Origin of the sequence: Pectobacterium carotovorum, from assembly GCF_033898505.1 — a bacterium.
Taxonomy (GTDB): domain Bacteria; phylum Pseudomonadota; class Gammaproteobacteria; order Enterobacterales; family Enterobacteriaceae; genus Pectobacterium; species Pectobacterium carotovorum_J.
Window position 1 is genome coordinate 2335053 of sequence record NZ_JAXAFK010000001.1, and the last position, 14423, is coordinate 2349475.

The 14423-nt window shown below is 53.0% G+C and carries 12 protein-coding genes; 5 read left to right on the top strand and 7 right to left on the bottom strand.

Annotation, left to right across the window (positions count from 1 at the left end; all coding sequences use genetic code 11):
- Positions 1-4 precede the first annotated feature (4 nt).
- The gene (locus R9X49_RS10430) at positions 5-829 is read left to right on the top strand and encodes a heme/hemin ABC transporter substrate-binding protein (RefSeq protein WP_413775889.1); all 825 of its coding nucleotides are present in this window, start codon (positions 5-7) and stop codon (positions 827-829) included.
- Positions 830-1046: 217 nt separating this feature from the next.
- On the opposite strand, the gene R9X49_RS10435 is transcribed toward R9X49_RS10430, so the two are convergent.
- Complete coding sequence (locus R9X49_RS10435; RefSeq protein WP_319848292.1) at positions 1047-2639, bottom strand: ABC-F family ATPase; 1593 nt, start codon at positions 2637-2639, stop codon at positions 1047-1049.
- Between the two features lie 117 nt (positions 2640-2756).
- Between R9X49_RS10435 and R9X49_RS10440 the strand changes: the two genes are divergently transcribed.
- The 4 genes from R9X49_RS10440 (at position 2757) to treC (ending at position 7938) form a co-directional block, all read left to right on the top strand.
- A complete protein-coding gene (locus R9X49_RS10440; RefSeq protein ID WP_319848293.1) occupies positions 2757-3653 on the top strand; it encodes a PhzF family phenazine biosynthesis protein in 897 nt (298 codons plus the stop codon).
- Positions 3654-3661: 8 nt separating this feature from the next.
- Positions 3662-4222 carry a GNAT family N-acetyltransferase gene (locus R9X49_RS10445; RefSeq protein ID WP_319848294.1) on the top strand — a complete coding sequence of 187 codons (561 nt, stop codon included), beginning with the start codon at positions 3662-3664 and terminating at the stop codon, positions 4220-4222.
- 576 nt (positions 4223-4798) lie between these two features.
- On the top strand, positions 4799-6217 hold the full coding sequence (gene treB, locus R9X49_RS10450; protein WP_319848295.1) for a PTS trehalose transporter subunit IIBC: 1419 nt from the start codon (positions 4799-4801) through the stop codon (positions 6215-6217).
- 29 nt (positions 6218-6246) lie between these two features.
- Entirely contained in the window at positions 6247-7938 is a 1692-nt protein-coding gene (treC, locus tag R9X49_RS10455) for an alpha,alpha-phosphotrehalase (protein WP_319848296.1), read from the top strand.
- Between the two features lie 49 nt (positions 7939-7987).
- Here the strand turns inward: treC and elaB are convergent, their stop codons facing one another.
- The 6 genes from elaB to nuoJ all read right to left on the bottom strand — a co-directional run bounded on the left by elaB (position 7988) and on the right by nuoJ (position 14416).
- Positions 7988-8299 (bottom strand): stress response protein ElaB, encoded by a 312-nt coding sequence (gene elaB / locus R9X49_RS10460; protein ID WP_010295366.1) that lies wholly within the window; start codon positions 8297-8299, stop codon positions 7988-7990.
- 313 nt (positions 8300-8612) lie between these two features.
- Positions 8613-10070 (bottom strand): NADH-quinone oxidoreductase subunit NuoN, encoded by a 1458-nt coding sequence (nuoN, locus tag R9X49_RS10465; RefSeq protein ID WP_319848297.1) that lies wholly within the window; start codon positions 10068-10070, stop codon positions 8613-8615.
- 6 nt (positions 10071-10076) lie between these two features.
- Positions 10077-11612 carry an NADH-quinone oxidoreductase subunit M gene (gene nuoM / locus R9X49_RS10470; protein WP_319848298.1) on the bottom strand — a complete coding sequence of 512 codons (1536 nt, stop codon included), beginning with the start codon at positions 11610-11612 and terminating at the stop codon, positions 10077-10079.
- A 100-nt stretch (positions 11613-11712) separates the two neighbouring features.
- A complete protein-coding gene (gene nuoL / locus R9X49_RS10475; protein ID WP_319848299.1) occupies positions 11713-13560 on the bottom strand; it encodes an NADH-quinone oxidoreductase subunit L in 1848 nt (615 codons plus the stop codon).
- Entirely contained in the window at positions 13557-13859 is a 303-nt protein-coding gene (gene nuoK, locus R9X49_RS10480) for an NADH-quinone oxidoreductase subunit NuoK (RefSeq protein ID WP_005969835.1), read from the bottom strand. Before nuoK ends, nuoL begins: the two co-directional genes overlap by 4 nt.
- A complete protein-coding gene (gene nuoJ, locus R9X49_RS10485) occupies positions 13856-14416 on the bottom strand; it encodes an NADH-quinone oxidoreductase subunit J (protein WP_015840960.1) in 561 nt (186 codons plus the stop codon). The genes nuoK and nuoJ overlap by 4 nt, the downstream gene beginning before the upstream one ends.
- Between the last annotated feature and the right edge of the window lie 7 nt (positions 14417-14423).

Below are 14423 nucleotides of genomic sequence, written 5' to 3' on the forward strand. Positions count from 1 at the left end.
GATGATGAAGGCGATAATCGCGTTAATGCTTTTCGGGCTGTCTTCCTTCACCTGCGCGGCCAAGCCGCGCGTGGTGATTGCCGGTGGCTCGCTGGTGGAAATCGTTTATGCGCTCGGTGCAGGCGATACGGTGGTCGGCGTGGATCAGACCACCACTTACCCGCCACAAACAGCAACGCTGCCAAAAGTCAGCAACTGGCAACAGTTAACGAGCGAAGGCATTTTGTCACTCCGCCCAACGCTGTTGATGACCTGGCAAGATGCCAACCCGCCGCAGGTGCTTAATCAGCTTGAGCAGGCTGGCGTAGCGGTAGCGCGTTTTACCCGCACGCCCAGCACGCCAACGCAATTGCTTAGCAATATTCGTCAGGCTGGCACGCTGCTCAATCGCACTGAGGCTGCTGAGCAGTTGGTCACTCGCCTTTCTCAGCAGTTGAGTACGGTATCAGAGCGGCTGACAACGCGGAAAGATCGCGTCAGCGTCGTCTTTCTTATGAGTGCTGGCAGCAGTGCGGCACAGGTCGCGGGGAAAAACACCGTGGTGGATAGCCTGATCGCGCTGGCAGGCGGAAAGAATATTGCCACGCACAGCCAGTATCGTATTTACGGCGGTGAGGCGATGATTGCGGCGAATCCTGAGGTGGTTGTGGTGACGACGCAAAGTGTGGAAAACGGCGTGGAGGCGCTGGCGGCAGTACCCGGCCTAACGCAAACCGCAGCCTGGAAAAACCAGCGTATTATCGCGCTCGATCAGGCGATTTTGCTGGGAATGGGGCCGCGCGTCGCCGAAGCGGTGGAAGCGCTGAACCGCGGATTTTATCCTGACTAACACATCCCTAAACAATACGGCCTCAATAATGAGGCCGTAAGACTGACGACAAACCTATTTGCCGAACGAAAACGGGAGTAATGGAATAGAAGAGTAAAGCGTTTGCGCCAGGGATGGCGCAATCCGAGCTTACAGGGACGTACTTGCAGCGTCTTTACGATCTATCCATTACTCTCGCGCGACGGATTTTGTCAGCAACCTCGTCGTATTGCAACGCTTACTGAATACCCTGACTGCGCAGGTAATCTTCATAGTTACCGGTGAAATCAATGACTTTATTTGGCGTAATTTCCAGAATACGGGTCGCCAGCGAGCTGACAAATTCACGGTCATGAGAGACGAACAGCAGCGTCCCTTCATACATTTCCAGCGCCATATTCAGCGATTCAATGGATTCCATATCAAGGTGGTTGGTCGGTTCATCCATCACCAAAATATTCGGACGCTGCATCATCAGCTTACCGAACAGCATGCGACCTTTTTCACCACCGGATAACACCTTCACTTTCTTCTTGATGTCATCCTGGCTGAACAGCAAACGACCAAGTATGCTGCGCACGGCTTGCTCGTCGTCTTTTTCCTGTTTCCACTGGCTCATCCAGTCAAAAACAGTCAGCGTCTCATCGAATTCGTATTCGTGATCCTGCGCGTAGTAGCCAATTTTTGAGTTTTCAGACCATTTCACCGTACCGCTATCCGGCTCGAAATCACCGACCAGCGTTTTCAGCAATGTCGATTTACCGATACCATTGGCACCCAGAATAGCGACTTTCTCACCCACTTCGACCATCAGACCCAGCTTGCTAAACAGCGGGCCATTATCAAAACCTTTGCTCAGCGCTTCGACTTCCAGCGCATTACGGAACAGTTTCTTATCCTGATCGAAACGGATAAACGGGTTTTGACGGCTAGACGCTTTTACTTCATCCAGCTGGATTTTATCAATCTGGCGCGCGCGTGATGTCGCCTGTTTGGATTTAGAGGCGTTGGCGCTAAAGCGGCTAACGAACGATTGCAGCTCGGAAATTTGCGCTTTCTTCTTGGCGTTATCGGCCAGTAGACGTTCACGAGCCTGCGTCGCGGCCGTCATGTATTCATCGTAGTTACCGGGATAAATACGCAGTTCGCCGTAGTCCAGATCCGCCATGTGTGTACAGACCATATTCAGGAAGTGACGGTCATGCGAAATGATGATCATGGTGCTGTTACGCTCGTTCAGCACCTGCTCCAGCCAGCGGATCGTATCGATATCCAGGTTGTTGGTGGGTTCGTCGAGCAGCAGGATATCAGGATCGGCAAACAGCGCCTGCGCCAACAGGACACGCAGTTTCCAGCCGGGAGCAATCTCACTCATCAAACCATAGTGCTGCTCAACCGGAATCCCTACGCCCAGCAACAGTTCGCCGGCACGAGATTCTGCGCTGTAACCATCCATCTCACCGTATTGTACTTCCAGATCGGCAACTTTATAGCCGTCCTCTTCGCTCATTTCAGCTAATGAGTAGATACGATCGCGCTCTTCTTTTACCGCCCACAGCTCCCCGTGGCCCATGATGACGGTATCCAGCACGCTGTATTTTTCAAAAGCGAACTGATCCTGACGCAGTTTACCCAGACGTTCATTAGGATCGAGGAAGACGTTACCGGCGCTCGGCACCAGATCGCCACCGAGAATCTTCATGAATGTGGATTTACCGCAGCCATTTGCGCCAATCAAACCGTAACGGTTGCCGCCGCCAAATTTAACGGAAATGTTTTCAAACAACGGCTTGCTGCCGAACTGCATGGTGATATTGTTGGTACTTAACACAGCACTTATACTCGAGTCGGAATGTGATTTGGCGCGCATTATGCCACAAGCGCGCGACAGGATCGCGGTTAGTTTTGAGTAATATTTAAGCGATAGCGCATACAGGAGAGAAATGCGATGCCTATAGTACGTCGTTTCAAACAGGTCGACGTTTTTACCCAACAGCCTTTCAAGGGCAATCCGCTTGCCGTCATTCTGGAAGCAAATGGGCTAACCGATGCGCAAATGCAGGATATCGCGCGTTGGACAAACCTGTCAGAAACCACGTTTGTCCTGCCAGCCAGCGATCCTCTGGCGGATTACCACGTACGTATTTTTACGCCAGAATCGGAAATGCCCTTTGCTGGCCACCCGACGCTGGGCACCGCACATGCCCTGCTGGAAGAAGGATTGCGCCCTAAATCCCCAGGCCAATTAGTACAACAGTGCGGCGTTGGCTTAGTTCCGATCAATATTCATGACGATGGGAGCCTGGCTTTTCACGCGCCACAGGCCACTATGGTTCCGCTGGGCGATGAGCACATGCCACTGCTGGAGAAAACGCTTGGCATTACGGGGTTGGATCGTGCCGCTATCGACAACCGCTACCCACCCACCGCGGTACATATGGGCATTCGCTGGCTTGTGATTCGCGTCGACAGTGCCGACACCTGCCTGAACATTGCTCCCGATGCAGACGCGCTCTCTGCCGTGCAGAATCTCAGCCAGACTAACGGCATCGCTATCTACGGCCCGTACGATAACGCGACGCCAGCCGATTATGAAGTTCGCGCGTTCTATATTGAACGCGGCCATCTCAAAGAAGATCCGGTCACCGGCAGCGCTAACGCCTGTCTGGCTGCGCTGCTTCGCCAGCAGCACTCCACCAATAACGTCACCGCGCCACTCAGCTATCTGGCACGACAGGGCACGATGCTGAACTGCGATGGCCGCATTACCGTCACTTACCTAAACGATGAGCCCTGGATCGGCGGGCACAGCGTCACGATCGTTGACGGTACTTTGCAGGGGTAAGGGATTTTATGGAAACGCCATTTGTCGATACGTCAGTTATCGATGCTCTGTATGAACTACGGCATCCACCACATTTGCGTCTGACGATACAGGAAGAGCGCGATGCCGATGCGCTCTTCACCCTGATTCAGCAGGAAAAATCCCGTCTGCGGCGGACATTACCCTGGCCGGATTCCGTCAAGCGCGTCGATGACACGCGTGAAACTATTCGCGGCAACAGAAAGGCGTTCTTCGACAAAACGTCCGCCGTGTATGTTATCCGCTGGGACGATGCGTTGGCTGGCATCGTCTCCTTCAATACAATTCAGGATAAAGAAGGCGTCATTGGTTACTGGATCGCCGAAGCCTTTGAAGGTAAAGGCATCGTTTCTCAGGCCGTCAGCACGCTGATAACAGCCTATGCTGATGCCAATCTCGTTGATCGCTGCGTCATCAAAGCTTCAACCGCCAACACACGCAGCAACGCTGTCGCTCAACGGCTTGGCTTCCACTTTCATCACATAGAGAAAGACGCTGAGCAGATTGGTGAACAGTGGTTCGATCACAATATTTATCGCTATCCCTCCTGATATCACGTCTCATGACATGCCAGCACCTGATGCGCTGACCAGCCGGTCGCGTATCAGGTTCTTTTGCTCCACGACGTACAGCATTTGCCAACTCGTTATATTTTTGTGACTAACATCACAAAAATGTTGAAATCCGATCTCATCTTCGCTACCATTAAAAACGTGATGAACATCACAATTAACTAACCCGTTAGAGGAGTCTGATAATGAAAACTTTTCGCAAAATCAGCAAATTCTTTAAAAGAATGGGAGATGTTTATGTCAGTTACTGTGAACGTATTGGGTCAATCATCAGCCCGTTCTGATTGTGATATAAACAATCTCTAAAGCCGCCTCCTTACAGGCGGCTTTTGTTTTTCTCCCCCTTCTACAGCGCTATTCCTCCTTCTTCCTTTTTTGTCTACCCGTACGTCACAGATCTGTGCAGCACACCGCATGCCTTAACATTCTCTTTTAAAAACAGCCCAATGCATTTTCCTTTCACGGCAAAATCATCGTTAACAGACTATGCTTTTCTCTAGCTGTACTTGCTTCGCGTCCCTGACGTCTGCGCTAAAAGATAAAAAGGACATGACTATGAGTAAAGTGAAACAACAGGATATTGACCGTCTGATCGAACTGGTTGGCGGACGTGAGAATATCGCGGCTGTCACGCACTGCATCACTCGCCTCCGTTTCGTCTTGCACGATTCATCCAAAGCCCATCCCAAAAACATTGAAGAAATGCGTATTGTCAAAGGGTGCTTTACCAACGCCGGACAATTTCAGGTCGTGATCGGCACCGACGTCGACGAGTATTACAAAGCGCTGCTCGCCACGACGGGCAAAGGCGAAATCAATAAGGAAGAGGCCAAAGTCGCCGCCCGCCAAAATATGAGCTGGTTTGAGCGCAGCATTTCACACTTTGCCGAGATCTTTTTTCCGCTGCTCCCTGCGCTGATCAGCGGAGGCTTGATCCTCGGCGCACGTAACGTTATCGGCGATATCCCGATGCGTGACGGGCAAACGTTGGTACAGCTCTACCCCACTTGGCAAACCGTTTACGATTTCCTCTGGCTGCTAGGCGAAGCCATCTTCTTCTATCTCCCCGTTGCGGTCTGCTGGTCAACCGTACGCAAAATGGGCGGCACGCCGATCCTCGGCATTGTACTCGGCATCACGCTGGTATCGCCGCAGTTGATGAACGCCTACCTTATCGGGCAGCAAACGCCCGAGGTCTGGAATTTTGGCTGGTTCACGATTGAGAAGATAGGCTATCAGGCGCAGGTTATCCCTTCCGTCTTGGCCGGGATGGCGCTGGCACTGATCGAAACACGGTTGAAAAAAATCGTGCCGGATTACCTCTATCTGGTGGTTGTGCCTGTAACCTCACTTATTCTGGCCGTGTTCCTGGCACATACCTTAATTGGCCCCTTTGGCCGTATGATTGGTGACGGCGTCGCCTGGGCCGTTAAAGCCGTAATGACGGGCAGCTTTGCCCCCATTGGCGCAGCACTGTTTGGGTTCCTGTATGCGCCGCTGGTCATCACGGGCGTGCACCAAACAACGTTAGCGATTGATATGCAGATGATTCAGAGTATGGGCGGAACGCCGGTCTGGCCACTCATTGCGCTGTCCAACATTGCCCAAGCGGCGGCGGTCGTCGGGGTGATTCTCGTCAGTCGGAAAGCCAACGAGCGTGAAATTTCTGTTCCCGCCGCGATTTCCGCCTTTCTTGGCGTGACCGAGCCGGCGATGTACGGTATCAACCTGAAATACCGCTTTCCGATGTTGTGCGCCATGATCGGTTCCGCCGCCGCCGCGCTCATCTGTGGCCTGTACGGCGTGACGGCCAATGGCATCGGTGTCGGTGGATTGCCGGGCATTCTCTCCATCAAGCCACAATTTTGGGGCATTTTCGCTCTCGCCATGCTGGTTGCCGCCGTCATCCCGATTGTATTGACGTCGCTGGTCTATAAACGCAAGAGCCGCAATGGCACGCTGGATCCTGCATAGCGGCCACGCATAGATTAGGAGGATTGTTCATGACTACCTCACTTCCCTGGTGGCAAAACGGCGTAATTTATCAAATCTACCCGAAGAGCTTTCAGGACAGTACCGGAAATGGTATTGGCGACATCGCTGGCATCACCGCCCGACTCGATTACCTGCAACAGTTGGGTGTTGATGCGATCTGGCTGACGCCGGTTTATCTTTCGCCTCAGGTTGATAACGGCTATGACGTCGCCGACTACTGCGCCATCGACCCAACCTACGGCACGATGGCCGACATGGAAACGTTGATCGCAGAAGCGCACCGACGCCGCCTTCGTGTCGTCATGGATATGGTGTTCAACCACACTTCTACGCAGCACCACTGGTTTCTGAACGCGCAGGATCGCCGCAGCCCCTATCGACATTTTTACATCTGGCGTGATGACAATGACGGTGCGCTACCCAATAACTGGCGGTCAAAATTTGGTGGCCCTGCCTGGCAGTGGCACGCCGAAAGCAAACAGTATTATCTGCACCTTTTCGCCACCGAGCAGGCCGACCTGAATTGGGAGCACCCGCGCGTACGGGATGAATTAAAACAGGTCTGTGAATTTTGGGCGGATAAAGGCGTGGACGGGTTGCGTCTGGATGTGATCAATCTGGTCTCCAAGCAGCAGGATTTCCCGTCCGATGCTCAGGGCGATGGACGCCGTTTCTACACCGATGGACCGCTGATTCATGATTACTTGCAGGAATTCAGCCGGGATGTTTTTCAGCCCCGTGGCTTGATGACCGTCGGCGAAATGTCATCGACCTCGCTGGAGCACTGCCGCCGCTACGCCGCGTTGGACGGTAGCGAACTCTCTATGACGTTCAATTTTCACCATCTGAAAGTCGATTATCCGAATGGGGAAAAATGGACGCTGGCGGAGCCTGACTTCATCCAGCTCAAGCAGATTTTCACTCACTGGCAGCAGGGTATGCACAACCATGCCTGGAATGCGCTGTTCTGGTGTAATCACGATCAGCCGCGCATCGTGTCGCGTTTTGGCGATGAGGGCGAATTCCGCGTGCAATCCGCCAAGATGCTGGCGATGGTGCTTCACGGCATGCAGGGCACGCCCTATATCTATCAGGGCGAAGAACTGGGCATGACCAATCCCGGCTATACGCAGATTGAACAATACCGGGATATTGAAAGCCTGAATCAATTTGCTGAACAGCGCGATCGGGGTCAGCCAGATGCACAAATCTTAGCGATCCTCGCCAGCAAATCACGCGATAACGGCCGTACGCCGATGCAATGGGATACCAGTAACCATGCCGGATTTACGACCGGCACGCCGTGGATAGCGCCGTGTCAGAATTTCACCCACATCAACGCGGGGCAGGCATTGGCGGATAAAGCGTCCGTTTTCTACACCTACCAGCAGCTCATCGCTATGCGTAAAGCGCTACCGCTGCTGACCTACGGAGACTATCAGGATTTGCTGCCGGACCATCCCAGTATCTGGTGCTATCAGCGTACCTGGGAAGGCCAACGGCTTCTGGTTCTGGCAAACCTCAGTAAACAGACTCTGCGTTGGCAGCCTCCCCTTGATCTCCACGATCGCCGCTGGCGACTGCTATTCAGCAATTACTCTGATGCACAGCCTCAACCCACAATATTGGAGCTACGTCCGTTTGAAGCCATGTATTGGGTACAAGGCATGCCGGAGAAAGAGGATAAGATTCAGGAATAGAGAATATCAGAGGATGTAGCGGGGAATCCCGCTACATGATTGGCAGAAATTAGCGCTTAGCCAGCAGTAATCCCAACACCAGACCGACAGTGGCGCCGATACCGATACCGTGCCAGGGTTTGTCATGCACATACACATCGGCTTTGTCGGCTACCTGTTTTGCACGCGCGTAATAGCTGTCTGTTACGCCAATGCGGGCTTTAACTTCCAACAGCGCTTTTTCTGCGCCCTTCTTCAAATCAAGGTAGGCCTGATCTGCCTGATCGCCCGTATAGCGCAGTACCTCATCCAGCGTTTCAGACAGAAGTTTTAAATCATCATCGACACGAATTTCTTCAGGCTGTTTTTTGGTTGCCGCCATAGAGTGCTTCCTTCTGTTATGAGAAATCATTGGTTATGAAAAACCATGAGTTACAAATCGTTGTCTTCTTAACTATAGACAATTTTTCATGACTTCTACGGCTTCAGCAGACCAGACCATTCCTAAAACGTACCTTGCCTGCTATCACCACCGCCCGAGAACGTAGTGATTTTGCTGACAAAAAAACGCAGGGAGCGTTTTTCAACGTCGCTTGCGACGGCCCGAAGGGTGGCGAGCAGGAAGCTCGCCATAAAAAAACGCCGTTGATTCTCATCAACGGCGTTTCGTGACTCAACCCAACTCTCGGCGGTGGTTACAGCATTGGCTGCGCCAACTGTACCAGAGAGATAAGCGGCTGTGGATACAAGCCGAAGAACAGCACGGCGATGGAGGAGATCAGTACCACTACGCCGCCCGCCGTTAAGGCCCAGTTGTTTGGCGTATCACGCTGTAGCTGTTGAGGAGCAGTCAGGTACAGACTCACCATTACGCGCAGGTAATAGTACAAACCAATGGCACTACCCAGCACGACCGCACCAGTCAGCCACCACAGCTCCGCATTAACACCGACAGCCAGCACGTAGAATTTACCGAAGAAGCCCAGCGTCATCGGGATCCCCGCCAGCGACAGCATCATCACCGTCATCACTGCAGACAGAATCGGTTTATGCCAGAACAAACCACGGTAAGAGAACAGCGAATCGGCATCCGGACCACGGTACGGGCTGGACATCAGGCTAACCACACCAAACGCGCCCAGGCTGCTGAACAGGTAACCCACCAGATAAACGCCGACAGTTTCCAGCGCCAGTTGATGGCTCTGAACCGCGATCAGAGCAACCAGCAAATAACCCAGATGCGCGATGGAGGAGTAACCGAGTAGACGTTTAATGTTGGTTTGCGATACCGCCATCACGTTACCGAACAGGATCGATGCAAACGCGATGATGCCCAGAACGATTCTGACAGACTCGCTGTCAGCCATCGGCGCGTACAGGAACAAACGCATTACCGCACCGAAAACGGCAATCTTACCGGCCGTGGCCAGAAACGTAGACACGGGAGCAGGCGCCCCCTGATACACATCAGGTGTCCACAGCTGGAACGGAACCAGAGACAGCTTAAAGCCCAGACCGACAATCATCATCCCAAGACCAGCCAGCAGCAGCGGCTCATGGATTTGGTGATCGCTCAGGCTCTTACCGAGGCTGGCAAAGCTCATATCGCCCGATTCAGCATAAATCAGCGCCATGCCAAACAGCAGGAAGGAAGACGCCGCTGCCGACAGCAGCATGTATTTAATACTGGCTTCCAGCGAACGTTTCTGACGGAAGGCATAGCCAACCAGACCAAACAGCGGAAGGGAAAGCAGTTCAATCCCGATGAACAGTGAAGCCAGATGATTGGCACTCGACAGCAGGATTCCACCCAACGCAGCAATCAGAACCAGCAGGTAGAACTCATCGCGGTTGTCTGGGTAGCCTTGCAGCCACGGATAGGCAAACGTACTGGTTGCCAGACTGGCAAGCAGAACCAGCCCGGTATAGAACATTGAGAAGCCATCAACACGCAGCAGCGGCGTCACGTCCGTTGGGCCAACCTGACCGACAAAGTACAGTGACAGCAACGCAATATTCAGGCCGATAACCGTCATGGTTGCGTTGACAAAATGGTTGCGTCGCCACGCAATGCACAGCATCACAACCACTACCGTCAATCCGACGATCAACAGCGGCGATAGCGCAATTAGTTGTTGAAGAGTTATTGTCATGGCGAATTACGGCCTTGTTGTTGAAATAATTGAATCTGGAGCAGACGACATAAACCACTGCTGGATATTTGACATCGCGGCACTGGAGGTATCCAGAATCGGCTGCGGGTACACCCCTAACAACACCAGTAATACCACCAACAGCATCACGATAGACAATTCGCGGAGCGACATACTCTTCAATGGCTCATCAGATTTAGGCGCGCCGTAGTAAGCACGCTGCATCATGATTAGTGAGTAGACTGACGCAAATACCAGACCGAAGGTTGAGATCACCGTAATCACCGGCACAACCTGATAGCTGCCGAACAGAATCATGAATTCGCCAACGAAGTTGCCCGTTCCTGGCATCCCCAATGTCGCAACAGCAAAGAACAGAGACAGCGCAGGCAGGAACTTCAGACGTGACCACAGGCCGCCCATTTCACGCATGTCACGGGTATGCAGACGTTCGTACAGTTGGCCACACAAAATAAACAGGCCAGCAGCAGACAAGCCGTGCGCAATCATCTGAATCACCGCACCCTGATAAGCCAGTTGATTACCGGAATAGATGGCAATCATCACGAAGCCCATGTGGGACACCGAGGTGTAAGCGATCAGGCGTTTGATATCCGTCTGTTTAAACGCCAGCCAGGCGCCGTAGAAGATACCAATCACACCCAGCCACATGGCAATCGGTGCAAAGGCATGTGAGGCGTTAGGGAACAGCGGCAGGCTGAAGCGCAGCAGACCATAGGCCGCCGTTTTCAACAGGATCCCCGCCAAGTCAACAGAACCCGCCGTTGGTGCCTGACTGTGTGCATCCGGCAGCCAACCGTGCAACGGCACGACGGGCATTTTTACAGCAAACGCGATGAAGAAGCCCAGCATCAGCAGATATTCAACACCATATGACATCGGCGTCTTCAGCAGGTCTTCATAGTTGAACGTCCAGACACCGGTGGCATTGTGATGTACAAAGACCAGCGCCAGAATCGCAATCAACATGATCAGGCCGCTTGCCTGGGTATAAATGAAGAACTTGGTCGCCGCCGTAATTCTAGTTTTACCGTCAGAGCCTTTATGCCCCCACAGTGCAATCAGGAAGTACATCGGCACCAGCATCATTTCCCAGAAGAAGAAGAACAGGAACATGTCGATGGCAAGGAACACGCCGATAACGCCGCCCAGAATCCACAGCAGGTTCAGGTGGAAGAAACCCTGATAGCGCTGAATTTCATTCCAGGAACAGAGGATTGCCAACACGCCCAGCAGCCCCGTCAGTACCACCATCAGCAGAGACAGGCCATCCAGCGCAAGATGGATACCGATGCCGAAACGCGGGATCCACGGCACATAAAACTCAGATTGCCATTGTGGCACGCCTGTCGGCGCGGTTAGTGAATAACCACCTTGCAACCACAGTTGCAGAGACAGTACGAGTGTCAGCCCCATTGCAATCAACGCGATCCAGCGCGGTACTTTCGTACCAAAACGCTCTAACTGCCAGCACAGCAGACCGCCGATAAAGGGGAGAAGAATTAGCCAAGGTAGTAGCATGGCGTTTTGTGTCCCTAAATTAAAGAAATCTGAAAACTTGCCGTGGCGGGCATCCCTATCTGCGGAATGCCCTACCTTTCATACGTTACAGGATGCTGCTTTACACCAGCAGCAACAAGGCCAGCACCAGCACGGCACCAAAGCCCATCGAAGCAACGTACCAGCGCAATTGACCATTCGCACTGAGCGCCAGCCCACGGTTACCCCAGCGGGTAATCGTGGCCGGGATGGTCATCAGCCCATTTAACGGATCACGCTGCAACAGCTTCGCGATAGCCAGATACGGTTTAACAAAGACGTGGTCATACAACCAATCGAAGCCCCACGCGTGGAACCACCAGGTCGAGAAGAAACGACCTGGAGCACTCTTCGCGATGCTGCTTACCGCCTGATGTTTGCCCAGCCACAGCACAGCAGCAAGCAGAATACCGGCAATCGCCACTACGCCAGAGGTAATTTCCAGCGTCATCAACTGGCCGTGTTCAAGCTCAGTCGTCGCTGGCAACACACCGTGCAACGGTGGAACAATCATCGCACCAATAAAGGTGGACAGAACCATCAGCACAACCAGCGGTAAGTGGTGAGAAATGCCTTTTCCTGCATGCGCTTTGGTTTTCTCTTCACCGTGGAACACGATGAAAATCATACGGAACGTATACAGCGAAGTCATGAAGGCACCGGCCAATCCAGCCACCATCAGATTGATGTGACCATTTGCCCATGCGCCAGCCAGAATCTCGTCTTTACTGAAGAAGCCTGCGGTAACCAACGGCAATGCAGCCAGCGCCGCACCCCCGACCAGGAAGCAGACATAAACCAGCGGAATCGTTTTACGCAGGCCGCCCATCTTGAAGATGTTCTGCTCGTGGTGGCAGGCCAAAATGACCGAACCAGAAGAGAGGAACAGCAGCGCTTTAAAGAACGCATGCGTCATCAGGTGGAAAATTGCGGCATCCCATGCCTGAACGCCCAGCGCCAGGAACATGTAACCAATCTGACTCATAGTGGAATAGGCCAGCACGCGCTTGATGTCGGTTTGCACCAGAGCGGCAAAACCTGCCAACACCAGCGTTACTGCACCCACAATACCTACCAGATGCAAAACGTCCGGCGCCATCAGGAACAGGCCATTGGTACGTGCAATCAGGTAGACACCCGCAGTAACCATCGTCGCGGCGTGGATCAGTGCAGAGACTGGCGTTGGACCGGCCATCGCATCCGCCAGCCAGGTTTGCAGCGGCAGCTGTGCAGATTTACCGACCGCACCACCCAGCAACATCAGCGTAGCCCAGGTGATTTCCGGCGAACCCTCAGCCAGTTTCTGCGGCGCTAATACCATCAGCTCGCGGAAGTTGAGCGTACCCAGTTCTTTGTAAAGGATGAACAGCGCAAAGGCCAGGAAGACGTCACCCACACGGGTAACGATGAAGGCCTTCATTGCCGCCGCACCGTTCTTCGGGTTGGTATAGTAGAAACCGATCAGCAGGTAACTGCACAGCCCTACCCCTTCCCAACCGAGATACATCAGCAACAGGTTATCGGCCAGTACCAGAACAACCATACTCGCGATAAACAGGTTGGTGTAGGCGAAGAAGCGAGAGTAGCCCTCTTCCCCGCGCATGTACCAGGAGGCAAATAGGTGGATAAAGAAACCAACGCCCGTTACAACGGACAGCATCGTCACCGAAAGGCCATCAAGCGTCAGCGTTACGCTGATGTCGAAGTTGCCAACGGCCATCCATGTCCACAAATGCTGATTAAAGAAGGTAACTCCGCCGTGCTGTTGGCCCATGAAATCGACCACAACCCAAGCGGTAACCAACGCTGCCAGACCAATCGAGCCAACACCGACGGTCGCGGACGTATTTTCCGACCAGCGACCGCGGGAAAATGCCAGCAACAGAAAGCCGAGCAGCGGGAAGAGTATTGTTAAATAGAGTAAGTTCATCCGCGCATCTCACTGACTGTATCAATATTCAGGGTCTGACGACGACGATACATCTGTAACAACAGCGCCAGACCAATACTGGCCTCAGCCGCTGCCAGCGTAATCGCCAGAATGTACATCACCTGACCATCCGGCTGCTGCCAGTAACTTCCCGCGACGACAAATGCCAGCGCGGCAGCGTTGATCATAATTTCGAGACTAATCAACATAAACAGCAGGTTACGACGAATTAACAGACCAGTCAGCCCCAGAACAAACAGGATAGCGGCTAAAATCAACCCATGTTGTAACGGAATCATGCGCGTTCCCCCGTTATTTTCTTCTCAACGTCCTGGTTCGCGCCTTCTTTACTGACAACGTCACCACGTTTATCTTCACGACCAATGTGGAAAGCGACAACCAATCCCGCCAGCAGCAGCATTGACGCTAATTCAACTGCCAGAACATAAGGCCCGAACAGGCTGATACCCACGGCTTTCGCCTCAACAGGCGTGCCGGTGATTCCCTGCTCTTTCAGGCTGAGGATCGCGTTGACGACAATCACCAGTAGCGCCAGAGAAAGAATACCTGGCCCTACCCAAGCGCTAGGTTTCAGCCAATTCCGCTCTTGTTCTTCCACGGAGTTACCGAGGTTGAGCATCATGACGACGAATACGAACAGCACCATGATGGCACCCGCATAAACAATGATGCTCAGCGCGCCAGCAAAGTTAGCCCCCAGCGAGAAAAAGACGCCCGCAATCGCCATAAGCGAGGTGACCATATACAACAATGCATGCACAGGATTGGTATGCGTAATGACGCGCAATGTCGCCAGTATCGCAATCAAGCCTGTGGTATAAAAAGCGAATTCCATGCTAGCT